Raw genomic sequence first — 24,307 nt, 5'->3', positions numbered from 1 at the left:
CGCAATTCTGGCTCAAGCGTAAGACAAAGAACAGCCGACCGTGGGGCCTGTCTTCACAGGCTTTGTCGCGGATTGACGCTTTCGGCAATTCCCCTGTCGTTTTTGCACCCGGCTCCGTCGGTCCCTGGGCATATGCTGGCCCCAAAGCGCCGGCAGACGATTCGGCGCATGAATCGCCAATAAGGGGACGCCTGATGAGCCCAGCCGAGTTGCACGCCGACAGCATCGTTATCGACGGTCTGATTATTGCCAAGTGGAACCGCGACCTGTTCGAAGACATGCGCAAAGGTGGCCTCACCGCCGCCAACTGCACGGTGTCGGTGTGGGAAGGCTTCCAGGCCACGATCAATAACATTGTCGCCAGCCAGACCCTGATCCGTGAGAACAGCGACCTGGTGATCCCGGTGAAAACCACCGCCGACATCCGCCGCGCCAAGGAGCAGGGCAAGACCGGCATCATCTTCGGCTTCCAGAATGCCCATGCCTTTGAGGACCAGCTCGGCTATGTCGAGATCTTCAAGCAGCTCGGCGTGGGGGTGGTGCAGATGTGCTACAACACCCAGAACCTGGTGGGCACCGGCTGCTACGAGCGTGATGGCGGCCTGTCGGGTTTCGGTCGCGAGATCGTCGCCGAGATGAACCGCGTCGGCATCATGTGCGACCTGTCCCACGTGGGCTCCAAGACCAGCGAAGAGGTCATCCTCGAATCGAAAAAGCCGGTGTGCTACTCCCACTGCCTACCGTCCGGGCTTAAAGAGCACCCGCGCAACAAGTCCGATGAAGAGCTGAAGTTCATCGCCGACCATGGCGGTTTTGTCGGCGTGACCATGTTCGCGCCGTTCCTGGCCAAGGGCATCGACTCGACCATCGACGACTACGCCGAAGCCATCGAATACACCATGAACATCGTCGGCGAAGACGCCATCGGCATCGGCACCGACTTCACCCAGGGCCATGGCCAGGATTTCTTCGAAATGCTCACCCATGACAAGGGCTACGCCCGCCGCCTGACCAGCTTCGGCAAGATCATCAACCCGCTGGGCATCCGCACCGTGGGTGAGTTCCCCAACCTCACCGAGACCCTGCTCAAGCGCGGCCACAGCGAGCGCGTGGTGCGCAAGATCATGGGCGAGAACTGGGTCAACGTGCTCAAGGACGTCTGGGGCGAATAAGCCACTGCTCGCTTAATCCTTCACCCGCCGCCATCCGCGTGGCGGGCATCAAAACGAATTTTCTGGAGTTAAGTTTCCATGGCCAAGATCGCCCCGCAATTGCCAATTGAAGTCGACAGCGAAACCGGTGTCTGGACCTCCGACGCCCTGCCGATGCTGTACGTGCCACGCCATTTCTTCGTCAACAACCACATGGGTATCGAAGAAGTGCTGGGGGCCGACGCCTACGCCGAGATCCTCTACAAGGCCGGCTACAAATCCGCCTGGCACTGGTGTGAAAAAGAAGCTGAATGCCACGGCCTGGAAGGCGTCGCGGTGTTCGAACACTACATGAAGCGCCTGTCGCAACGCGGCTGGGGCCTGTTCAAGATCCAGGACATCGACCTGGACAAAGGCACCGCCAGCGTCAAGCTGGAACACTCGGCGTTCGTCTACGTGTACGGCAAGGTCGGCCGCAAGGTGGACTACATGTTCACCGGCTGGTTTGCCGGCGCCATGGACCAGATCCTTCAAGCGCGTGGCAGCAAGATTCGCACTGTCGCCGAACAAGTCTACGGAGGCTCCGAAGAGGGCCACGATGATGGTTTGTTCACCGTCAAACCGTTGTAAGCCGAGGACCGTGCCATGGCTTTCGAAGCAATGTTCCAGCCGATCCAGATCGGCAAACTGACCATCCGCAACCGGGTGCTCAGCACTGCGCATGCCGAGGTGTATGCCACCGACGGCGGCATGACCACCGACCGCTATGTGAAGTACTACGAAGAGAAAGCCAAGGGCGGTATTGGCCTGGCGATCTGCGGTGGCTCCTCCGTGGTGGCCATCGACAGCCCGCAGGAATGGTGGGCGTCGGTGAACCTGTCCACCGACCGCATCATCCCGCACTTCCAGAATCTGGCCGATGCCATGCACAAGCATGGCGCCAAGATCATGATCCAGATTACCCACATGGGCCGGCGCTCGCGTTGGGACGGCTTCAACTGGCCGACCCTGATGTCGCCGTCCGGTGTGCGTGAGCCGGTGCACCGTGCCACCTGCAAGACCATCGAGCCGGAAGAAATCTGGCGTGTGATTGGCAACTACGCCCAGGCAGCGCGTCGGGCCAAGGCCGGTGGCCTGGACGGGGTGGAATTGTCGGCCGTGCACCAGCACATGATCGACCAGTTCTGGAGCCCGCGGGTCAACAAGCGTACCGACGAGTGGGGCGGCAGCTTCGAGGGCCGCATGAAGTTCGGCCTGGAAGTGTTGAAGGCCGTGCGTGCCGAAGTGGGGGATGACTTCTGTGTGGGCATGCGCCTGTGCGGTGACGAGTTCCACCCGGACGGCTTGTCCCACGAGGACATGAAGCAAATCGCCAAGTACTACGATGACACCGGCATGCTCGATTTCATCGGCGTGGTGGGCTCGGGTTGCGACACCCACAACACCCTGGCCAACGTCATCCCGAACATGAGCTACCCGCCGGAGCCGTTCCTGCACCTGGCGGCCGGCATCAAGGAAGTGGTCAAGGTTCCGGTGCTGCACGCGCAGAACATCAAGGACCCGAACCAGGCCACGCGCATTCTGGAAGGCGGCTATGTGGACATGGTCGGCATGACCCGTGCGCACATCGCCGACCCGCACCTGATCGCCAAGATCAAGATGGGCCAGATCGACCAGATCAAGCAGTGCGTGGGCGCCAACTACTGCATCGACCGCCAGTACCAAGGCCTGGATGTGCTGTGCATCCAGAACGCCGCGACCTCCCGTGAATACATGGGCGTGCCGCACATCATCGAGAAGTCCACCGGGCCCAAGCGCAAGGTGGTTGTAGTGGGGGCCGGCCCGGCCGGGATGGAAGCCGCGCGCGTGGCGGCTGAACGTGGCCACGACGTGACGCTGTTCGAGAAAAAAGAGTTTATCGGCGGGCAAATCACCACGGCATCGAAAGCGCCGCAGCGTGACCAGATCGCCGGTATCACCCGTTGGTATCAACTGGAACTGGCGCGTTTGAAAGTCGACCTGCGCCTGGGTGTTGCAGCCGATGCCGAGACCATCCTGGACGTGCGTCCGGACGTGGTGGTGCTGGCGGTGGGCGGGCATCCGTTCATCGAGCAGAACGAACACTGGGGCGCCGCCGAAGGCTTGGTGGTGAGCAGTTGGGACGTGCTCGACGGCAAGGTGCTGCCTGGCAAGAACGTGCTGGTGTACGACACCATCTGTGAATTCACCGGCATGTCGGTGGCCGACTTCCTGGCCGACAAAGGCAGCCAGGTGGAGATCGTCACCGACGACATCAAGCCGGGCGTGGCAATCGGCGGTACGTCGTTCCCCACGTACTACCGCAGCATGTACCCCAAGGAAGTGATCATGACCGGCGACATGATGCTGGAAAAGGTCTACCGCGAGGGCGACAAGCTGGTGGCCGTGCTGGAGAACGAATACACCGGCGCCAAAGAGGAGCGGGTGGTCGACCAGGTCGTGGTGGAGAACGGCGTGCGTCCGGACGAGGCCATTTACTACGGGCTCAAGGAAGGTTCGCGCAACAAGGGCCAGATCGACGTTGAAGCGCTGTTTGCGATCAAGCCGCAGCCATGCCTGAGCGAGGCGGGCGAGGGGTACTTGCTGTTCCGCATTGGTGATTGTGTGGCCCAGCGCAATACCCACGCCGCCATCTATGACGCCCTGCGCTTGTGCAAGGATTTCTAAGCCGAAAGTGGACCCGGTCTGAATGTGGGAGCTGACCAGTGTGGGAGCCGGGCTTGCCCGCGATGCAGGCGACTCGGTCTTGAGTGAGACCGAGTCGATGCCATCGCAGGCAAGCCAGCTCCCACATTGATCCGGCCCCCATGCAAGACCTGTGTGGTCTGTGGGAGCTTCACCATGTTGAATACCTTGCTGCCTATTCTCTTGTTTGCCGCCCTGGGCCTCGCCGTCCTCGGCGCCTTGCGCCGGGTGAACATGTGGCGTCGTGGCCGCTCATCCAAAGTCGACCTGCTGGGTGGCCTCTTGGCCATGCCCAAGCGTTACATGGTCGACCTGCACCACGTGGTCGCCCGTGACAAATACATCGCCAATACCCACGTAGCGACGGCGCTGGGCTTTGTGCTGTCGGCGCTGCTGGCGATTGTGGTGCACGGTTTCGGCCTGCAGAGCCGCATTCTTGGTTATGCCCTGCTGCTGGCGTCGACATTGATGTTTGTCGGCGCGATCTTCATGTACCTGCGCCGCCGCAATCCGCCTGCCCGCCTGTCCAAAGGCCCGTGGATGCGCCTGCCGAAAAGCCTGATGGCCTTCTCGGTGAGCTTCTTCCTGGTGACCTTGCCGGTGGCCGGGATTCTGCCCGCCGATTTCGGCGGCTGGCTGCTTGCGGCATTGCTGAGCGTGGGCGTGTTGTGGGGCGTGTCCGAGATGTTCTTCGGCATGACTTGGGGCGGGCCGATGAAACACGCGTTTGCCGGAGCCCTGCACCTGGCCTGGCACCGTCGCGCCGAACGCTTTGGCGGCGGCCGCTCCACCGGTTTGAAACCCTTGGACCTGAGCGATAAAACCGCGCCGCTGGGCGTGGAAAAACCCAAGGACTTCACCTGGAACCAACTGCTCGGCTTCGACGCCTGCGTGCAGTGCGGCAAGTGCGAAGCGGCGTGCCCGGCGTTTGCTGCCGGCCAGCCACTGAACCCGAAAAAACTCATTCAGGACATGGTGGTCGGTTTGGCCGGTGGCACCGATGCCAAGTTTGCCGGCAGCCCGTACCCCGGCAAACCGGTGGGCGAACACGGCGGCAACCCGCACCAGCCGATCGTCAACGGCCTGGTGGACGCCGAGACCCTGTGGTCGTGCACCACCTGCCGCGCCTGCGTGGAAGAGTGCCCGATGATGATCGAGCACGTGGACGCCATTGTCGACATGCGTCGCCACCTCACCCTGGAGAAAGGCGCCACGCCGAACAAGGGCGCTGAAGTCCTAGAAAACCTGATCGCTACCGACAACCCCGGCGGGTTTGCCCCTGGTGGTCGTCTGAACTGGGCGGCAGACCTGAACCTGCCGTTGCTCAGCGACAAAGGCAGTTGCGATGTGCTGTTCTGGGTCGGCGATGGCGCCTTCGACATGCGTAACCAGCGTACCCTGCGCGCTTTCGTCAAAGTGCTCAAGGCCGCCAAGGTCGATTTCGCCGTGCTCGGCCTGGAAGAACGCGACAGCGGTGACGTGGCGCGGCGCCTCGGTGACGAAGCGACATTCCAGTTGCTGGCCACGCGCAATATCCAGACCCTGGCCAAGTACAGCTTCAAGCGCATAGTCACCTGCGATCCGCACAGCTTCCATGTGCTGAAAAACGAATACGGCGCCTTCAACGGCAACTACCGCGTGCAGCACCACAGCACCTTCATGGCCGAGCTGATCGGCGAGGGCGCGCTGAACCTGGGCCAGCACAAAGGCAACAGCGTGACCTACCACGACCCGTGCTACCTGGGCCGCTACAACGGCGAATACGAGGCGCCGCGGCAAGTGCTGCGGGCTTTGGGTATCGAGGTCAAGGAAATGCAACGCTCGGGCTTCCGTTCACGCTGCTGCGGTGGCGGTGGCGGTGCGCCGATCACCGACATCCCCGGCAAGCAACGTATCCCCGATATGCGTATGGACGACATCCGCGAGACCGGTGCCGAACTGGTGGCCGTGGGTTGCCCGCAATGCACGGCGATGCTTGAAGGCGTGGTCGAACCGCGCCCGTTGATCAAGGACATCGCCGAACTGGTAGCCGACGCGTTGCTTGAAGACGCCGCGCCGGCCAAAGCCCCCGTCAAGCGTGAACCTGCGGAGGTGCACTAATGAGCGATATTATCCGCCGCGACCCCCGGGCCGAATGGATCGCCCGTAACCGCCTGCACCCGTTGCACGCGGCGATGCAGCCGGTGCAACACAGCTGGATGGGGCCCAACGGCATCATTCGCAAAAACGTGCATGGTGTCGGTTTTATCGGGCCCAACGGCATCAAGCGCATCGACCGCAGCGGTGCCCAGCAGGGCGGCGCGGCCAAGCGTACCGCGGCAGTGGAAGTGCAATTGCCGCTGCATCAGGTGCCGGCTCCGGCGTTCTACATCAACGTGGTGCCGGACATGGTCGGCGGCCGCCTGAGCAGCCACGACCGCGACCTGCTTGGTCTGGCGCGTCAACTGGCCGGCAGTGAGGGCGCGGTGTTGGCGGTGGTATTCGGTGAACACAAGGAAAGCGCGTTTGCCACGGCGGGCGTCGACCGTCTGCTGGTGCTGGAGGGGCATGAGTTCGAGGGTTATGCACCGGAGCAACGCGTGCAGGGCCTGCGCGCTGTGGATAACCAATTCAGCCCGCGCCACTGGTTGCTGCCAGACAGCCGCAGCGGTGGTGGTGAGCTGGGGCGACGCTTTGCCGCCAGCCTCAAGGAACGCCCGGCGACGCGGGTGTGGCAGATCAAGGGCGAGGAATGCATCGGCCGTGCCGGTGCCGGCCAGGAAGACCTGGCGCGGCCGTTGCCCCGTCTGATCCTCGCTGCCGCCGAATGTGCCGATCCGGTCAGCGAGACCCGCCACGAAGTCTTGCCCGTGGAGTTATCCACAAGCCTGGCGCGCAGTTTGCCTCGTATCGAAGACCTCGGCGCGGTGGCGGTCGATCCGGCAGCGATTCCGATGGCCGAGGCAGAGTTCATTTTCTCCGGTGGCAACGGCGTGAAGGATTGGGCGCTGTTCCACCAGACCGCCGCGGCCCTGGGCGCTACCGAAGGCGCCTCGCGGGTGGCAGTGGACGATGGCTTCATGGCGCGTGATCGCCAGGTCGGCGCCAGCGGAACCTGGGTCACTGCGCGGGTGTACGTGGCGGTGGGCATTTCCGGGGCGATCCAGCACCTGCAAGGCATCGGTGCCTGCGACAAGGTGGTGGCGATCAACCTCGACCCAGGGTGCGACATGATCAAGCGTGCCGACCTGTCGGTGATCGGCGAAAGCGCCGCGATACTGCACGCCTTGATCGCGGCGGTCGAAACCTACCGCAACGGCGCCAAGCGCGATGCAGCCTGAGGATATGACCATGACGAACACTGTATTCAGCCTGGTGTCCATCGGCGCTCACCCCACTTCCGGACGACCCCGCCGCGCCGAGCAGGACGCGCGCGCGGTTGAGCTGGGGCTGCAACTGGCTGGGGATAAGTTGCAGGTGCTGCACGCTGGTGATGTCAGCGAGCCGACCCTGCGCAGCTACCTGGGCATGGGCCTGCCGCAACTGCAGGTATTGGAGCAGCCGGCCGGCTCGGATGCCTTGCCGGTGCTCTGTGAGTATCTGCGCGACGCCGGTGCTCAAGTGGTACTGACCGGGAGCCAGGCAGAAACCGGCGAAGGTTCGGGAATGCTGCCGTTCCTCTTGGCCGAGCAACTGGGCTGGCCGCTGATTGTGGGGCTGGCCCAGGTGGAGTCCATCGACGCCGGCGTAGCCCTGGTGCTGCAGGCGCTGCCTCGCGGCCAGCGACGGCGCTTGAAGGTGCGCCTGCCGTTTCTCGCCACTGTGGATAACGCCGCGCCCAAGCCACGCCAGAGCGCCTACGGCCCGGCGCAACGGGGTGAGCTGGCAGCTCATGACGTCGAGATTGAACACGACGAGTTATTCACAGGCGCACTGCTGCAGCCGGCCAAGCCACGGCCAAAGCGCCTCAAGGTGATCAAGGCCAAGAGTGGTGCTGACCGTATGAAAGCCGCAACGGCCAAGGCCAGTGGCGGCGGTGGGCAGGTGCTCAAGGGCGTGAGCGCTGAAGAGGGCGCGCAAGCGATTCTCAAGCTTCTGGTAGAAGAGGGCGTCGTACGCTGAACCCTGACCACCACCAAACCTTTTGGGAGCTGGCTTGCCTGCGATAGCGGTGGGTCAGCAACCCATGCAGCCGTTGACGTATTGCAATCGCGGGCAAGCCCGCTCCCACATTTCCCTGCTTTATGTTGGGCTTACCCACAATGCCTGTTGATCCGCCTGTGGATAACCTGTTCGCGGGTGTCCACAAGCCCGGCATATCAAGCTCTGCAGCCCTCTGTACGAAAAACAACCAACCTAACTTACGGTTTTTGCTCGGGTTTTCACCGGCTTGAGGCCTCGACTTGCCCCCAAAGTCTGTTGGCGCTTTTGTGGATAAGATGTTCGCTATCCGCTACAGGCCTTGTAAAGCGTGGTCTTCGAGGGGTTGGTCAATAATTGATCAGATCTCACTTATTCGCCGTTTAAACGGCTGGATATCCCCGATTCATGAGGGTTTAAAGGGCTTTTCCACAACCCGGAAAAAGTTGCCCCCAAAGTCTGTTGGTGCATCTGTGGATAAGGTGTTCGCTTACCGCTGCAAGCCACGCTAATCAAGGCTCTTGGAGGCTTGATCAATAAATGAGCAGCTCAAGATAAAACCCGCAAGTTTGAATAAGTCACGGATTTTCTTGATTTAATTTGCGAGCGCGGCGCACTTGCCCACAATTGCTGTGGGTGGCTCTGTGGATAAGTTGTTGGGGAAAGGCTGGAGGGCAGGGTGGTAAAGGGCTGTATCGGAGTTGATCGAATTTTGAACAGTTAATCTGTCCAAATGTGGGAGCTGGCTTGCCTGCGATAGCGGTCTGTCAGCCAATACGGGCTTTGACAGACACAATGCCATCGCGGGCAAGCCCGCTCCCACACAAGCGTTATTCGTGAGCAGCTACGCCTTTGAGATAAGGCGCTGGCGCCGCGCCCAGGTTGCTCAACATCCGCTCGCTGTACCAATCCACAAAATTCACCACGCCAAACTCATAGGTTTTGGAGTAAGGGCCTGGCTGGTAAGCGGTGGAGTTGATGCCGCGCTGGTTCTCTTCGGCCAGGCGGCGGTCCTGGTCGTTGGTGGCATCCCACACCTGGCGCATGCGTTCCACGTCGTAGTCCACGCCTTCCACGGCGTCTTTGTGCACGATCCACTTGGTGGTAACCATGGTTTCCTGGGCGCTGATGGGCCACACGGTGAACACAATGATGTGGTCGCCCATGCAGTGGTTCCAGGAGTGCGGCAGGTGCAGGATGCGCATCGAGCCCAGGTCCGGGTTCTTGATGCGGCCCATCAGTTTGGCGCAGCCCTGCTTGCCGTCCAGGGTCATCGACACAGTGCCCTTGAGCAGTGGCATGCGCACGATGCGGTTACGCAGGCCGAAGCTGGCGTGGGCGTAAGGGATCTTCTCGGCGTCCCAGGCGGCAGCAGAAGCAGCCACGTGATCCTTGAACGCCTGGTCGGCGCGCGGGTCGGTAACGTCGTCCCATTCCAGCAGGGTTTTCAGCAGTTCCGGGTGCGAGGCGTTGCAGTGGTAGCACTCGCGGTTGTTTTCCAGCACCAGCTTCCAGTTGGCTTTTTCGAACAAGGTGGTCTGGATCGCCACCTTGGTGTTCTCCATGTCGTAGGGCTCCATGTAATGGCTGAGCGTCGACAGGAAGTCATCAATGGCCGGTGGGTTTTCGGCCAGGCTGATAAAGATGTAGCCGCCAGCAGTCTTCACGTTCACCGGCTTGAGGCCGTACTGCTTCATGTCGAAATCGGCGCCCATCTCTGTGCCGGCGAACAGCAGGCGGCCGTCCAGCTCATAGGTCCACTGGTGGTAGTGGCATACCAATTTTGCGACCTTGCCCTTGTCGCTGGTGCACAAGCGCGAGCCACGGTGGCGGCAGACGTTGTGGAACGCATGCACCACGCCGTCGGCACCCCGGATCACGATGATCGGGTTTTTGCCCACTTGCAGGGTCAGGTAGTTGCCCTTGGTGGGGATTTCGCAGGTCATGCCGGCGATCAACCACTCTTTCTGGAAGATCTCCTGCATGTCGATATCAAACAACCGCTCATCAGAGTAGAACGGCTGCGGCAGCGAAAAAGTGCGCTCGCGCTCTTGCAGCATTTGCGCGGTGGCCTTGCGTGCGGGTTCCAGCGGATCGCCCAAGCTTAAGGTTGCGGTGACGTCCATCGTGTGTGTCCTCATGGCCATTCTGTGTGGCCGGCGAATAGTGGCTACGGTTGGTGCTGTGCAAGGCGTAAAGAACGCGTCTTTGTTGGGAGCGAGTGTGGGCCCGGCGTAACGTCGAACCTTATCCATGGGCGACATGGCCCAATCTGATCCCGACGCGCAAGCCCCTGTCTTTGGGGGCTGGTCGCCGTAAGTATGTGAATGTCGCAGATAGGTAAATGGGTGGTTCTCGCGTTACGCAGAATCGCCACCATAAGGCCGACGTCGGCGGTGGAGAACAACATGTCCAATAATTTCCTGAATCCGGTAACCACCCAGACCTGGGCCAATGGTCGGCACATCGTCCGCTGCGTCAAAGTCATCCAGGAAACCTGGGATGTGCGCACCTTCTGCTTCATGGCCGACCAGCCGATCCTGTTCTTTTTCAAGCCGGGGCAATTCGTCACCCTGGAGTTGGAAATCGAAGGCCAGCCGATCATGCGCTCGTACACGATTTCCAGCTCACCGTCGGTGCCTTACAGCTTTTCGGTGACCATCAAGCGTGTGCCGGGCGGCCGGGTTTCCAATTGGCTGCACGACACTTTGCACGAAGGCCAGGAGCTGGCGGTGCACGGGCCGGTCGGGCTGTTCAATGCCATCGACTTCCCGAGCCCGAAAGTGCTTTACCTCAGCGGCGGCGTTGGGATCACGCCGGTGATGTCCATGGCGCGCTGGTTCTACGACACCAACGCGAACGTCGACATGACCTTTATCCACAGCGCCCGCTCGCCCAAGGACATCATCTATCACCGCGAGCTGGAGCACATGGCGTCGCGGATCGACAACTTCAGCCTGCACCTGATTTGCGAAAAACACGGCCTGGGCGAGCCTTGGGCCGGGTATCGCGGCTATCTGAACCACAAGATGCTGGAGCTGATGGTGCCGGACTTCCTGGAGCGCGAAGTGTTCTGCTGCGGCCCTACGCCGTACATGAACGCGGTTAAGCGTTTGCTGGAAGTTGCCGGTTTCGACATGACGCGTTATCACGAAGAATCCTTTGGCGCGACACCGCCCGAAGCCCGTGCCGATGCGGTGGAGCAGGCCGAGCAAGCGGCGGATGCGCCGGAGATCGACCTGGCAGACCTGCACCAAGTGGAGTTTATCGCGTCCGGCAAGAGCATTCGCGTGGCGCCGGGGGAAACGGTGCACGCCGCGGCGGCCAAGCTCGGCCTGCTGATCCCCAAGGCCTGCGGCATGGGCATCTGCGGTACGTGCAAGGTCATGAAGCTGGGCGGCGAAGTGGAGATGGAGCACAACGGCGGGATTACCGAAGAGGACGAAGCCGAAGGCTATATTCTGTCGTGCTGCAGTGTGCCGAAGGGTGATGTGCGGATTGAGTTCTGAGGGTCAGTACAAGCCCGGTCGGCGGTCCTGGTGAACGTGATTGTAGTCGCTGATAGACTTGTGCCTGGCCTGGGCCACTGGCAGGTCAGCGACTAACTGCTGTTCCTGCGGGTGGTAGGCTGCTCCGGCCAGCGGGTAGCCATCGGCATCGACGATGACTGAACCGCCTACCCAATTGACGCCACGTTCTTCGCCATAGCGGTCGCACGCAGCGATGAACATGCGGTTGACTGCGGCGTTCGCCTGGACTCGTACGATCTCTGCCGGCCGCTCACCTACGGGACGCGGGCCGTCGGGCCAGTTCACCGGCGCGCAGAGCAGGTCGGCCTGCGCCAGCGCTGCCAGGCGAACCCACTCGGGCAACTCCAGGTCGTAGCAGACCATCACGCCGATGCGCCCGACGGTAGTGTCGACCACTGGAGGTGGCGCCTCACCGGGGGTGAATATCAATTTTTCGCGGTCCCACAGGTGGGCCTTGCGATACACCGTCATCCGCCCCGAAGGCTCGATCAGTGCGGCACTGTTGGCAACCCGGCCCGCGCTCAGACGCTCGCAGAAGCCTGCGACGATAATGATCCCCAGCTCACGTCCCAGGTTTTTCCACAGGGCCAAGGTCGGGCCGTCGAGAGTCTCGGAGACGCTGTGGGCTTCCTCCCGGTCCGTGAACGTATAGCCGCTCTGGACTAGTTCCGGCAGCACGATTACCTGGGCGTCTCGGTCGGCTGCGGCGCGAATCGCGTGCTCGGTCAGCGCCCTGTTATAGCGGGTATCGCCGATACGCGGCGCCAATTGATGACAAACGACGCGTAGCGGTGTCATGGCAAGGCCTCTTCCAACGCTCGTTCACTGGCTTGTACGGCGCGCGCTTCGGTGGCGTGGTCGAGGTGGCGACTCATTGTGCAGTACACCCCCGCCGCAATCGCCAGGCCGACGATGAACGCAATATCGGCGCCGCCCAGTATCACGCTGATCGGCCCCTGATAGAAACCCAGCGACATGAACGGAACCATCGCCGCCAGGCCGAGGAAATATGCAATAAGCCCTGCGCTCGACCAGCGACCATAGATTCCGGCCGGGTTGAAAATGTCGCTGATTGCGTAGCGCCCTTTTCGTACCGCGTAGAAATCCGCCAGGTTCACTGCTGTCCAAGGCACAAGGAAATACAGCATCAAGAGGACGAAGGTGTTGAAGCTGCTCAGGTAACTTTCGGGGATGCTCAAGGCGATCACAAAAATGACTGCGGCCACCAGGCTTATCCCGACGATTCGGCTCTTGATCCGTGGTTTGATCGGCACAAAGCCGTCAATGGCACTGATCCCGGTGAGCATCGCGCCATAGCAGTTGACCGCCATGATACCCACCAGCGCGGGGACTGCGATCAACACGGTAAAGGTGCCAAACCCCGGAAGCAGTTGGTTGCCCACCGCCTGCACGCTACTGATGGCATCCGGCGAGGGCAGTGCAGAGGCGAGAAAGGCGCCCAGCGACATCAGCCACAGCGCCGAGCCGGCAGCGCCCAGGTAGGTCCAGGCAATGACACTGCGTGACGGCGTGTTATGGGGCAGGTAGCGCGAGTAGTCCGAAACGTAGACGGCGTAGCTGATCTGGTAACCGGCAGCGGCCGAAAGCTGGATCAGGAAGGCCGACCAGGAAAAATGTGCGTCGGCCACCGCCGTGTCGGCCTGCAGGGTCATTACGGCAGCGACCGTGAGGACCGCGAACACGCTGATCATCAGGTAGGTCAGCCAGCGTTGCACGGTGTGCAACAGGTCATGGCCGATCACCGCGATCACCACTGCCAGGATAATCATCAAGGCATACCACGGTGCCCGGTTGCCGGGCAGCACGGTATTGATGGCGTCGGTCGCCAGAATCACGTTGAACACGTTAAAACCGATGTAAACGAAGACCACCGCGATAAAGGGGACGATGGCTCCGCGCAGGCCGAATTGCGCCCGCGACTGGATCATCTGTGGCAAGCCCATGCGCGGTCCCTGGTTGGCGTGGAAGGCCATGGCGAACGTGCCAAGGCATACGCCGATGACAATCGCCAGGACTGCGTATACCAGGCTCAGCCCCAATGCGGCGCCGGTAAAACCGGTAACCATGGTGGTGAGTACGAAGTTGCCGGTGAACCAGAACGGCGCCTGATGCCAGACCTTGCCGTGGCGTTCGTTGCGCGGCACATAGTCGATGGAACGGGTTTCTATTTTCAGCGCGGGACGGGGAGCTGCCGCTTGGTCGCAGGGCAAGTTCATAGGCTTCACGGTCTGTTTATTATTGAGTGATCGCTGAAGAGTCTTACAAGCAAACGTACGATTGAATCTGTAATTGCAAATAATCACTTCAGGAATCTCTGAACTGACTGTGCAAAACCTTGCGGAGGTGAGGTTTGACTGACAATAGGCTTTGTTATTTCCAAGTGGTATAGAGCCAATTCCTACAATCTTCTACGCTGATGGTCGAACGCGTCGTTGTCGCCCTTCGTAATAGAGCAGTAGGTGGACGTCCTTTTTTCAGCCAAGGATGCTCGACATGTCTGCTATACCTTCCCGTACCAAAAGCGCTGCACGCTTACTGAGCAATGATGTCACCGCGCTTATCCCCGATTTCCCTTTTCACTACGCCCGTTTCCTCAACCAGGCGGCCAGCAACGGGACGGCACTGGCGCAGGTTTCCAGCAGTGCCCACGGCAGTAAGGTATTGATCGTGGGGGCTGGCGTCGCCGGCCTTGTCGCGGCTTATGAAGCCCTGCGCATGGGTTTGCATCCCGTGGTCGTGGAGGCCAGTCATCGCATGGGTGGGCGACTCTATTCCCAGGTGGTGGGCGACCCACAAGACCCGGCCAACAGTGTCATCTGCGAAATGGGGGCCATGCGTTTCCCCGTTTCCGGCAAGGCGCTGATGCACTATTTCGACAAGGTCGGCATGACCGCCAACTCGGCGGACTTTCCCAACCCTGGCTCGGCTGCAACCCCCAGTACGGTAGTCGACTATCAACAAAAACAGGTCTATTACGAAGGCAAGAATTTGCCCGATGAATATCTGGAAATCGAGCGTAAGTTGTTTGAGGTTTTTCTGGAGCAGGCCCCGATCCATTTCACTGAGATGGAAGCTGCAATGTCCGAGGGCAGCCTTGACCAGGCGAAGATCAAGACGTTGTGGAATGCGATACTGGATGCCGGTTGGGACAATCTCAGCTTTTTTGCCGCCATGGTGGAGCAGGCCGGTTGGAGTCGTGAGGACATTGATTTGTTTGGCCAGATCGGTTTTGGTACAGGAGGGTGGAATACCGACTATCCAAACTGCTTTCTAGAGGTGTTACGGGTGCTGTACACCGGCCTGGATACCAACCATAAGTTGATGTACGACGGCTCCACTGAACTGCCTCGTCGGCTATGGGCGCGTAGCCCGGATGCGATGGGCGACAGCGTGGCGCACTGGCCTTCGGGTACGACCGTCGAAAGCTTGAGCGCTCAAGTCATTCCCCAGGTTTTCGGGCAGGAAGTGCGGCAGATCATAAGACGGCAAGACGGCGAATTCGACGTGTACATCTTTGATCATAATCAGGGGAGCGAATACCAATACACCTTTCCTGCCGTGATCTACACGCCCCACAAGCGGATTCTGGACAAGTTTCGCTATATGAGCGGCGACGATCATTTCAACGCCATGAATAGCCTGCTGTCTGTCAAAGAATGGGAGGCGGTGATGTACACCCATTACATGCAGTCGGCCAAGATTTTTGCCCGGACTAAGCGGCCTTTCTGGACTGATGTCGGGGTGGACTATCAATACAAGATGAGTGTGACCTTATCGGACCGGATTACCCGTGGCACTTATCTGTTGGATTACGCTGCGAGTCAAGGCGCCTACAAGGGCAGCGGAATGTTTTTGTCTTATACCTGGAACGACGACAGCCTCAAGTTTCTGGGGGATCGGGCTGCGCCTTTGCCTTCCCATGTTGCGCTATGTTCGACCTTGTTGGACTCGGTGTATGCCCACCATCAGTTGGACCTTGCGGCGGAGTTCGGCATGACCGATCCCTTTGTCGAAATCAACTGGGAAGAACAACCGTTTTTTCTCGGAGCTTTCAAGATGAACTTGCCTGGGCAGTACGAATACCAGCGCCTATTGTTTTCGCAGTTCATGAACGGTGTGTCTGCTAAAACACCCGATGGGTTCATTCTGGCGGGGGACGATGTGTCCTTTACTGGCGGCTGGGCGGAAGGCGCAGTGACCACTGCCTTGAATGCAGTTAATAAGCTGGCGGTGATATTTGATGGCGGCACCTTTGACGGTAACAGTGGCCCCATTGATGAATGGATGGAGCTCCAGCCGAAGGCTTTGTAGGTAACAGGTAACCCAGCTTTTTCGGACCGCGCCGCAGGTCATGAGGCTGCGGCGCGGCCTGCGGTGTTAACAGTTATTGGGCATAGATATGGACAACGAAGTGCTGGCCTGAGTTTGTCAATTCGTAGGCTTTGTCGTAGATGGTCAGCGTCCTTGATGACTCCTGAATGGTGTCCCCGACCTTGGCGTGTTTCCTGAACTCATCCCAGTCAATGACTGTGGTGCTAGTGCTGCCGCCGCTTTGCAGTGTGTTGCCATTGCTTTGATATTCCATGATAAAGCTCTCCATTGATGTGCCTTTGCCGCCGATTATTCGGTTGGCGGTGAAACCCGCAAGGTGGCAGTTACCGCTGCGTTTTCCTTGCGGGTAACGAGAGGCTAGACAATGAAAACGAGCTGCGTAGCTGTCAGAAATATCAAAAAACAGTCTCGGCAATCGGCCAGTACCAACTGGCCGAATTCGTACGTTAAGCGTTCATCACTTCCCGAATATCGGCAGCCAATTCCCTTACACGCTCTTCCTCGGTATCCCACGCACACATGAAGCGCGCACCGCCTTTGCCGATGAAGGTGTAGAAACGCCAGCCCTTGGCAGTCAGCGCTGCAATCGCGGGCTCGGAGAGTTGCAGGAACACGCCGTTGGCCTGTACCGGGAACATCAATTCCACGCCGGGAATATCCGCCACCAGGCTGCTCAGCAATTGCGCGCAATGGTTGGCGTGGCGTGCATGCTTGAGCCAGGCGTCATTTTCCAGCAGGCCCACCCATGGCGCAGAAAGGAAGCGCATTTTCGACGCCAACTGACCGGCCTGTTTGCAGCGGTAGTCGAAGTCTTCAGCCAGTTTGTGATTGAAGAACAGGATGGCTTCACCCACCGCCATGCCGTTTTTGGTACCACCAAAGCACAGCACGTCGACGCCGGCTTTCCAGGTCAGGTCGGCCGGTGAGCAACCCAGGAATGCACAGGCATTGGCGAAGCGGGCACCGTCCATGTGCAGGTTCAGGCCCAGTTCCTTGCAGGTGGCGCTGATGGCGCGGATTTCTTCCGGGGTGTACACGCTGCCGACTTCGGTGGCTTGGGTCAGGGTGACTACGCGGGGTTTGGGGTAGTGAATGTCCTGGCGCTTGAGGGCGATCTCACGGATCGACTCCGGGGTCAGCTTGCCGTTTTCGGTGCGGGCAACCAACAATTTGGAGCCGTTGGAGAAAAACTCCGGCGCGCCGCATTCGTCGGTCTCGACGTGGGCAGTTTCCGAGCAAATCACGCTATGGTAGCTCTGGCACAACGAGGACAGCGCCAGGGAGTTGGCAGCTGTACCGTTGAAGGCGAAGAACACCTCGCAGTCGGTCTCGAACAGATTGCGGAAACCGTCGGCGGCGCGGTGGGTCCATTCATCATCGCCGTAGGCACGTTGATGGCCCTGGTTGGCTTGTTCCATGGCGGCCCAGGCTTCCGGGCAGATGCCGGAATAGTTGTCGCTGGCAAATTGTTGGCTCTTGTCGGTCATGGCCCGTTCCTGTGGTCGATGTTGGTGCGCACTTTACCCAAGATTGCCGGGGGCACGCACGCACTGTAAATGCAAAGTCGTTGGGGAATTATGCACGGTACTGAGACCTTGCCTGTCGGACCTGTCCGAGATGGCGCTTTGGATCTGCTCAAGTGGCTGGCGCTGTTGAGTATGGTGCTCGATCATTTGCGCTATGTGGGGCTGAGCCTGGATGGGCTATATGTGCCGGGGCGCCTGGCGTTTCCATGGTTTTGCCTGGCGATTACGGCCAATTTGCACCGTGTCCGTTACGCCCCAGTGACGGGCCATTGGCGCTACCTGGGTTGGTTGCTGCTGTTCAGCGTGATCAGCGAAGTGCCTTATCGGATGTTCATCGAAGATGCCGATACCTTGAACGTGTTGCCGACCCTGGCGCTGGGCATGCTGGTTGCCCGAGGTTGGCAGCAAAAGGCGTTGGTTGATCGAGGATTGGCGCTGATCGCCGTCACAATGGCGGCCGTGTTTTCACACCAGTTGATGTTCGGTTTCTTTGGTGTATTGCTGCCACTGGCGTTATTGCTGGTGTTTCGCCGGCCCTGGTATTTCAGCGTGCTGCCGGGTTTAGTCTGCGTCGCCGCCAATCAGTGGCAGATTCTGCTCAATAGCGGCACGCTTGTGGCGCTGTTGGGTTTGGCTGCATGTCTGATTGCGCCGCTGGCAGGATTGGTCTTATTGCGACATGGCAAAAACGCCAAACCCCCCGCCATGCGCCGCTGGGCCTATGCCCTGTATCCCATGCATTTTCTTCTGTTGCTACTCGTTCGCAAGCTCATTGCCTAGCTCCCACACAAGCTTTTGCACATTCTTCAGTCCATGTCGTAAACGCACCTTTGCGTGGCGTGCGCAGGCATTTGGCCCGCACGCGCCAGCCCTACCATCGCATCAAAGGGCCCTGCGAGGGCCTCAACAATACGAAAGGCTGGGAGAGACGCGATGTTCAGCAAACAAGACCAGATCCAGGGATATGACGACGCACTGCTGGCGGCGATGAATGCCGAGGAGCAGCGCCAGGAAGATCATATCGAGCTGATCGCGTCGGAGAACTACACCAGCAAGCGCGTAATGGAAGCTCAAGGCAGTGGCCTTACCAACAAATACGCCGAAGGCTACCCGGGTAAGCGCTACTACGGCGGCTGCGAAAATGTGGACAAGGTCGAAGCCCTGGCCATCGAGCGCGCCAAGCAGCTGTTCGGCGCCGATTACGCCAACGTGCAACCGCACTCTGGTTCCTCCGCCAACAGCGCCGTGTACCTGGCGCTGATCAATGCCGGCGACACCATCCTGGGCATGAGCCTGGCCCACGGCGGTCACCTGACCCACGGCGCCAAAGTGTCGTCTTCGGGCAAGCTGTATAACGCGGTGCAGTACGGCATCAACACCGACACCGGCCTGATCGACTACGATGAAGTCGAGCGCCTGGCAGTCGAGCACAAGCCGAAGATGGTGGTGGCAGGTTTCTCGGCCTACTCCAAGACTCTGGATTTCCCACGCTTTCGTCAGATCGCCGACAAGGTAGGCGCGCTGCTGTTCGTCGACATGGCCCACGTCGCCGGCCTGGTTGCCGCCGGCCTGTACCCGAACCCGCTGCCTTACGCCGACGTGGTCACCACCACCACCCACAAGACCCTGCGCGGTCCACGGGGCGGTTTGATCCTGGCCAAGGCCAACGAAGAAATCGAAAAGAAACTCAACGCTGCGGTATTTCCCGGCGCCCAGGGCGGCCCGCTGATGCACGTGATCGCCGGTAAGGCCGTGTGCTTCAAGGAGGCGCTGGAGCCCGGCTTCAAGGCTTACCAGCAGCAAGTGATCGATAACGCCCAGGCCATGGCCGAAGTGTTCATCAAGCGTGGCTACGATGTGGTCTCCGGCGGCACCGACAACCACCTGTTCCTGGTCAGCCTGATCCGCCAGGGCCTCACCGGCAAAGAGGCGGACGCCGCCTTGGGTCGCGCCCACATCACCGTCAACAAGAACGCGGTGCCGAATGACCCGCAGTCGCCGTTCGTGACCTCGGGCCTGCGCATCGGTACCCCGGCGGTGACCACCCGTGGCTTCAAAGTGCCGCAGTGCGTCGAGTTGGCCGGCTGGATCTGCGACATCCTCGACAACCTCGGCGACGCCGACGTCGAGGCCAACGTGGCCAAGCACGTGTCTGCCCTGTGCGCTGATTTCCCGGTTTATCGCTGAGCGCGGTTTTGGAGTAATGACTATGCAACGCTACTCAGGCTTCGGCCTCTTCAAGCACTCCCTCAGCCATCACGAAAACTGGCAGAAGATGTGGCGCACGCCGACCCCTAAAAAGGTCTACGACGTGGTCATCGTCGGCGGCGGCGGGCATGGTCTGGCGACCGCCTACTACCTGGCCAAGGAACACGGCATCACCAACGTGGCGGTGGTCGAGAAAGGCTGGCTGGGCGGCGGTAACACCGCGCGCAACACCACCATCGTGCGTTCCAACTACCTGTGGGACGAGTCGGCGCACCTGTACGAACACGCCATGAAACTCTGGGAAGGTTTGTCCCAGGACCTGAACTACAACGTGATGTTCTCCCAGCGTGGCGTGTACAACCTGTGCCACACCCTGCAGGACATCCGTGATTCCGAGCGCCGAGTGAGCGCCAACCGCCTAAACGGCGTGGACGGCGAGCTGCTGAATGCCCAGCAAGTGGCCGACGAAATCCCGTATCTGGATTGCTCCAAGAACACCCGTTACCCCGTGCTCGGCGCCACCGTGCAACGCCGCGGCGGCGTAGCCCGTCACGATGCCGTGGCCTGGGGCTTTGCCCGTGCTGCCGATGCTTTGGGCGTGGACCTGATCCAGCAGACCGAAGTGATCGGGTTCCGCAAGGAAAACGGCGTATGCATCGGTGTGGAAACCAACAAGGGCTTTATCGGCGCCAAGCGCGTCGGTGTGGTGACTGCCGGTAACTCCGGGCACATGGCTTCGCTGGCGGGCTTCCGCCTGCCGATCGAATCCCACCCGCTGCAAGCCCTGGTGTCGGAGCCGATCAAGCCGATTATCGACAGCGTGATCATGTCCAACGCCGTGCACGGTTACATCAGCCAATCCGACAAGGGCGACCTGGTGATCGGCGCCGGTATCGACGGCTACAACGGTTACGGCCAGCGCGGTTCGTACCCGGTGATCGAGCACACCATCCAGGCTATCGTCGAGATGTTCCCGGTGCTGTCGCGGGTGCGCATGAACCGCCAGTGGGGCGGCATCGTCGACACCACGCCGGATGCCTGCCCGATCATCTCCAAGACCCCGGTACCGAACATGTTCTTCAACTGCGGTTGGGGTACGGGCGGCTTCAAGGCCACCCCAGGCTCAGGCAACGTATTTGCCGCCAGCCTGGCCAAGGGTGAAATGCACCCGCTGGCCGCACCTTTTTCCATCGACCGTTTCCACAACGGTGCGCTGATCGACGAACACGGCGCTGCGGCCGTCGCCCACTAACAGGAGAAATTCCCTATGTTGCATATCTTCTGTCCTCACTGTGGCGAACTGCGCTCCGAAGAGGAATTCCACGCGTCCGGCCAAGCGCACATCCCGCGCCCGCTGGACCCGAATGCCTGCACCGACGAGCAGTGGGGCGACTACATGTTCTTTCGCGATAACCCGCGCGGCCTGCACCACGAACTGTGGATCCACGCCGCCGGTTGCCGTCAGTATTTCAACGCCACCCGCGACACTGTGACCTACGAAATTCTTGAAACCTACAAGATCGGTGAGAAGCCTCAGTTCACCGCCAAGGCCTCTGGAGAGAAGGTATGAGCCAGATCAATCGCCTGTCCAACGGTGGCCGCATCGACCGTAATAAGGTCCTGACGTTTACGTTCAACGGTCAGAGCTACAAAGGCTTTGAAGGCGACACCCTGGCCGCAGCCCTGCTGGCCAACGGCGTCGACATCATTGGTCGCAGCTTCAAGTACTCGCGCCCTCGGGGCATCTTTGCCGCGGGCGCCGAAGAGCCGAACGCGGTGCTGCAGATCGGCGCCACCGAAGCCACGCAGATCCCCAACGTGCGCGCCACCCAACAGGCGCTGTACCAAGGCTTGGTTGCTACCAGCACCAACGGCTGGCCGAGCGTGAACAACGACATGATGGGGATTCTCGGCAAGGTCGGCGGCAAGCTGATGCCGCCGGGTTTCTACTACAAAACCTTCATGTACCCGCAATCGTTCTGGATGACCTACGAGAAGTACATCCGCAAGGCGGCGGGCCTTGGCCGTTCGCCCACCGAGAACGACCCGGACACCTACGACAACTTCAACCGTCATTGCGACGTGCTGGTCGTGGGCGCGGGCCCCGCTGGTCTCGCCGCAGCATTGGCCGCTGCGCGCAGCGGTGCTCGGGTGATCATCGCCGACGAGCAGGAAGAATTTGGTGGTTCGCTGCTCGATTCCCGTGAAAGCCTCGATGGCAAGCCGGCCACTGAATGGGTTGCCAGCGTCATTGCCGAATTGAAAGCCCTGCCAGACGTGGTGCTGCTGCCCCGCGCCACCGTCAACGGTTACCACGACCATAACTTTCTGACCATTCACGAGCGTCTCACCGACCATCTCGGTGACCGTGCGCCGATTGGCGTGGTGCGTCAGCGCATCCACCGCGTACGTGCCAAGCGTGTGGTGTTGGCCACCGGTGCGTGCGAGCGTCCGCTGGTGTATGGGAACAACGATGTGCCGGGCAATATGCTCGCGGGTGCGGTGTCTACCTACGTGCGTCGCTACGGCGTGGCACCGGGTAAAAAGCTGCTGCTGTCGACCAACAACGATCATGCCTACCGCGTTGCGCTGGATTGGTTCGATGCGGGCCTCACCGTTGTTGCGGTGGCCGATGCGCGCCACAACCCACGCGGGGCTCTGGTTGAAGAAGCTCGCGCCAAAGGTATTCGCATCCTCACCGGCAGCGCCGTGATCGAGGCCCGTGGCAGTAAGCACGTAACCGGCGCCCGCGTGGCTGCCATCGACGTCAAGGCGCATAAAGTGACCAGCCCCGGCGAATGGCTGGACTGCGACCTGGTCGCCAGCTCCGGCGGTTACAGCCCGGTGGTGCACCTGGCTTCGCACCTGGGCGGCAAGCCGACCTGGCGTGAAGATATTCTCGGGTTTGTACCCGGTGAAGCACCGCAAAAACGCGTGTGCGTGGGTGGCATCAACGGTGTCTACGGCCTTGGCGATTCCCTCGCTGATGGCTTTGAAGGCGGCGTGCGTGCGGCCAGCGAAGCCGGTTTTGCCCCGGTTGAAGGCACGCTGCCAAAAGCCTTGAGCCGTCTTGAAGAACCCACCCTGGCGCTGTTCCAGGTGCCCCACGAAAAAGCTACCGCACGGGCGCCAAAGCAGTTTGTCGACCTGCAAAACGACGTGACCGCCGCCGCCATCGAACTGGCCACCCGCGAAGGTTTCGAGTCGGTGGAGCACGTCAAACGCTACACCGCGCTGGGCTTCGGCACTGACCAGGGCAAGCTGGGTAACGTCAACGGCCTGGCCATCGCCGCCCGTTCGTTGAACGTGACCATCCCGCAGATGGGCACCACCATGTTCCGTCCCAACTACACGCCGGTGACGTTCGGCGCCGTAGCGGGCCGTCACTGTGGGCATATCTTCGAGCCGGTACGCTACACCGCGCTGCAGGCCTGGCACGTGAAGAACGGCGCCGAGTTTGAAGACGTCGGCCAGTGGAAACGCCCGTGGTATTTCCCGCGTAACGGTGAAGACCTGCACGCCGCAGTGAAGCGCGAATGCCTGGCCGTGCGTGACAGCGTCGGCCTGCTGGACGCGTCCACCCTCGGCAAGATCGACATTCAGGGCCCGGATGCCCGCGAGTTCCTCAACCGCATCTACACCAACGCCTGGACCAAGCTCGACGTGGGCAAGGCGCGCTACGGCCTGATGTGCAAGGAAGATGGCATGGTCTTCGACGACGGCGTGACGGCCTGTCTGGCCGACAACCACTTCCTGATGACCACCACCACCGGCGGCGCCGCCCGCGTGCTGCAATGGCTGGAAATCTACCAGCAGACCGAATGGCCGGACCTCAAGGTGTACTTCACCTCGGTCACCGACCATTGGGCAACCATGACCCTGTCGGGCCCCAACAGCCGCAAACTGCTCAGTGAAGTCACCGACATCGACCTGGACAAGGACGGTTTCCCGTTCATGACCTGGAAGGAAGGCCTGGTGGGCGGCGTGCCGGCGCGGGTGTTCCGTATCTCGTTTACCGGTGAGCTGTCGTACGAAGTCAACGTGCAGGCCGACTACGCCATGGGCGTGCTGGAAAAGATCGTCGAGGCCGGCAAAAAGTACAACCTGACCCCGTACGGCACCGAGACCATGCACGTACTGCGGGCCGAGAAGGGCTTCATCATCGTCGGGCAAGACACCGACGGCTCTATGACCCCGGACGACCTGAACATGGGCTGGTGCGTTGGCCGTACCAAGCCGTTCTCGTGGATCGGCTGGCGCGGGATGAACCGTGAAGACTGCGTGCGTGAAGAGCGCAAGCAGTTGGTGGGGCTCAAGCCGATCGACCCGAACGTGTGGCTGCCGGAAGGCGCGCAGTTGGTGTTCGATCCGAAGCAGACGATTCCGATGAAGATGGTGGGTCACGTTACCTCAAGTTATGCGCATAACTCCCTGGGCTATTCGTTTGCCATGGGTGTGGTGAAGGGCGGCTTGAAGCGCATCGGTCAGCGGGTGTTCTCGCCGCAAGCGGATGGCAGCGTGATCGAGGCCGAGATTGTGTCTTCGGTGTTCTTTGATCCCAAAGGTGATCGGCAGAACATCTGATAGACCGAGGCGCCTGCATCGCAGGCAAGCCAGCTCCCACACGTGGAATGCATTCCCCTGTGGGAACCGGGCTTGCCCACGATGAGGCCAGAACCGTCACCACAGAATTCAT

At 60.6% G+C, this 24,307-nt stretch carries 18 protein-coding genes; 13 read left to right on the top strand and 5 right to left on the bottom strand.

Going from position 1 to position 24,307, the window contains the following annotated elements:
• Positions 1–194: 194 nt before the first annotated feature.
• From CLM72_RS26035 to CLM72_RS26010, 6 genes are all read left to right on the top strand, one after another.
• Positions 195–1,172, top strand: a complete 978-nt coding sequence (locus CLM72_RS26035; protein WP_032879065.1) for a dipeptidase — start codon at positions 195–197, stop codon at positions 1,170–1,172.
• Between the two features lie 78 nt (positions 1,173–1,250).
• The gene (locus CLM72_RS26030) at positions 1,251–1,781 is read left to right on the top strand and encodes a DUF5943 domain-containing protein (RefSeq protein ID WP_008033249.1); all 531 of its coding nucleotides are present in this window, start codon (positions 1,251–1,253) and stop codon (positions 1,779–1,781) included.
• Between the two features lie 15 nt (positions 1,782–1,796).
• The gene (gene dgcA / locus CLM72_RS26025) at positions 1,797–3,857 is read left to right on the top strand and encodes a dimethylglycine demethylation protein DgcA (protein WP_003194876.1); all 2,061 of its coding nucleotides are present in this window, start codon (positions 1,797–1,799) and stop codon (positions 3,855–3,857) included.
• Positions 3,858–4,031: 174 nt separating this feature from the next.
• On the top strand, positions 4,032–5,975 hold the full coding sequence (gene dgcB, locus CLM72_RS26020; protein WP_096143762.1) for a dimethylglycine demethylation protein DgcB: 1,944 nt from the start codon (positions 4,032–4,034) through the stop codon (positions 5,973–5,975).
• Complete coding sequence (locus CLM72_RS26015; RefSeq protein WP_105228791.1) at positions 5,975–7,195, top strand: electron transfer flavoprotein subunit alpha/FixB family protein; 1,221 nt, start codon at positions 5,975–5,977, stop codon at positions 7,193–7,195. The genes dgcB and CLM72_RS26015 overlap by 1 nt, the downstream gene beginning before the upstream one ends.
• Positions 7,196–7,199: 4 nt before the next feature.
• Positions 7,200–7,976, top strand: coding sequence for an electron transfer flavoprotein subunit beta (locus tag CLM72_RS26010; protein WP_371920435.1), 777 nt, complete (start codon positions 7,200–7,202; stop codon positions 7,974–7,976).
• An 848-nt stretch (positions 7,977–8,824) separates the two neighbouring features.
• On the opposite strand, the gene gbcA is transcribed toward CLM72_RS26010, so the two are convergent.
• Positions 8,825–10,120: a glycine-betaine demethylase subunit GbcA gene (gbcA, locus tag CLM72_RS26005; protein WP_032894948.1), complete on the bottom strand. Its 1,296-nt coding sequence runs from the start codon at positions 10,118–10,120 to the stop codon at positions 8,825–8,827.
• Between the two features lie 282 nt (positions 10,121–10,402).
• On the opposite strand from gbcA, the gene gbcB reads away from it, so the two are divergent.
• Positions 10,403–11,503, top strand: coding sequence for a glycine-betaine demethylase subunit GbcB (gbcB, locus tag CLM72_RS25995; protein WP_014720237.1), 1,101 nt, complete (start codon positions 10,403–10,405; stop codon positions 11,501–11,503).
• Positions 11,504–11,506: 3 nt separating this feature from the next.
• On the opposite strand, the gene CLM72_RS25990 is transcribed toward gbcB, so the two are convergent.
• Positions 11,507–12,322, bottom strand: coding sequence for a nitrilase-related carbon-nitrogen hydrolase (locus CLM72_RS25990; RefSeq protein WP_105228790.1), 816 nt, complete (start codon positions 12,320–12,322; stop codon positions 11,507–11,509).
• Positions 12,319–13,761 carry a cytosine permease gene (locus CLM72_RS25985; RefSeq protein ID WP_105228789.1) on the bottom strand — a complete coding sequence of 481 codons (1,443 nt, stop codon included), beginning with the start codon at positions 13,759–13,761 and terminating at the stop codon, positions 12,319–12,321. The genes CLM72_RS25990 and CLM72_RS25985 overlap by 4 nt, the downstream gene beginning before the upstream one ends.
• Before the next feature lie 277 nt (positions 13,762–14,038).
• On the opposite strand from CLM72_RS25985, the gene CLM72_RS25980 reads away from it, so the two are divergent.
• Positions 14,039–15,856 carry an NAD(P)/FAD-dependent oxidoreductase gene (locus tag CLM72_RS25980; protein WP_105228788.1) on the top strand — a complete coding sequence of 606 codons (1,818 nt, stop codon included), beginning with the start codon at positions 14,039–14,041 and terminating at the stop codon, positions 15,854–15,856.
• A 73-nt stretch (positions 15,857–15,929) separates the two neighbouring features.
• Here the strand turns inward: CLM72_RS25980 and CLM72_RS29665 are convergent, their stop codons facing one another.
• Entirely contained in the window at positions 15,930–16,130 is a 201-nt protein-coding gene (locus CLM72_RS29665; RefSeq protein ID WP_034129068.1) for a hypothetical protein, read from the bottom strand.
• 193 nt (positions 16,131–16,323) lie between these two features.
• Positions 16,324–17,364, bottom strand: a complete 1,041-nt coding sequence (locus tag CLM72_RS25970) for a low specificity L-threonine aldolase (protein WP_003194862.1) — start codon at positions 17,362–17,364, stop codon at positions 16,324–16,326.
• Between the two features lie 90 nt (positions 17,365–17,454).
• On the opposite strand from CLM72_RS25970, the gene CLM72_RS25965 reads away from it, so the two are divergent.
• The 5 genes from CLM72_RS25965 (at position 17,455) to CLM72_RS25945 (ending at position 24,195) form a co-directional block, all read left to right on the top strand.
• Positions 17,455–18,183 (top strand): TraX family protein, encoded by a 729-nt coding sequence (locus CLM72_RS25965; protein WP_105228787.1) that lies wholly within the window; start codon positions 17,455–17,457, stop codon positions 18,181–18,183.
• A gap of 153 nt (positions 18,184–18,336) precedes the next feature.
• Positions 18,337–19,590, top strand: coding sequence for a serine hydroxymethyltransferase (glyA, locus tag CLM72_RS25960; protein WP_105228786.1), 1,254 nt, complete (start codon positions 18,337–18,339; stop codon positions 19,588–19,590).
• Between the two features lie 22 nt (positions 19,591–19,612).
• Complete coding sequence (locus CLM72_RS25955; protein ID WP_003176546.1) at positions 19,613–20,863, top strand: sarcosine oxidase subunit beta; 1,251 nt, start codon at positions 19,613–19,615, stop codon at positions 20,861–20,863.
• Between the two features lie 15 nt (positions 20,864–20,878).
• Positions 20,879–21,181 (top strand): sarcosine oxidase subunit delta, encoded by a 303-nt coding sequence (locus tag CLM72_RS25950; protein WP_003194855.1) that lies wholly within the window; start codon positions 20,879–20,881, stop codon positions 21,179–21,181.
• The gene (locus CLM72_RS25945; RefSeq protein ID WP_105228785.1) at positions 21,178–24,195 is read left to right on the top strand and encodes a sarcosine oxidase subunit alpha; all 3,018 of its coding nucleotides are present in this window, start codon (positions 21,178–21,180) and stop codon (positions 24,193–24,195) included. Before CLM72_RS25950 ends, CLM72_RS25945 begins: the two co-directional genes overlap by 4 nt.
• Positions 24,196–24,307: the final 112 nt, after the last annotated feature.

Origin of the sequence: Pseudomonas sp. MYb193 (assembly GCF_002966775.1) — a bacterium.
Taxonomy (GTDB): Bacteria; Pseudomonadota; Gammaproteobacteria; order Pseudomonadales; family Pseudomonadaceae; genus Aquipseudomonas; species Aquipseudomonas paracarnis.
This window is presented reverse-complemented; position numbering and strand designations above follow the sequence as displayed.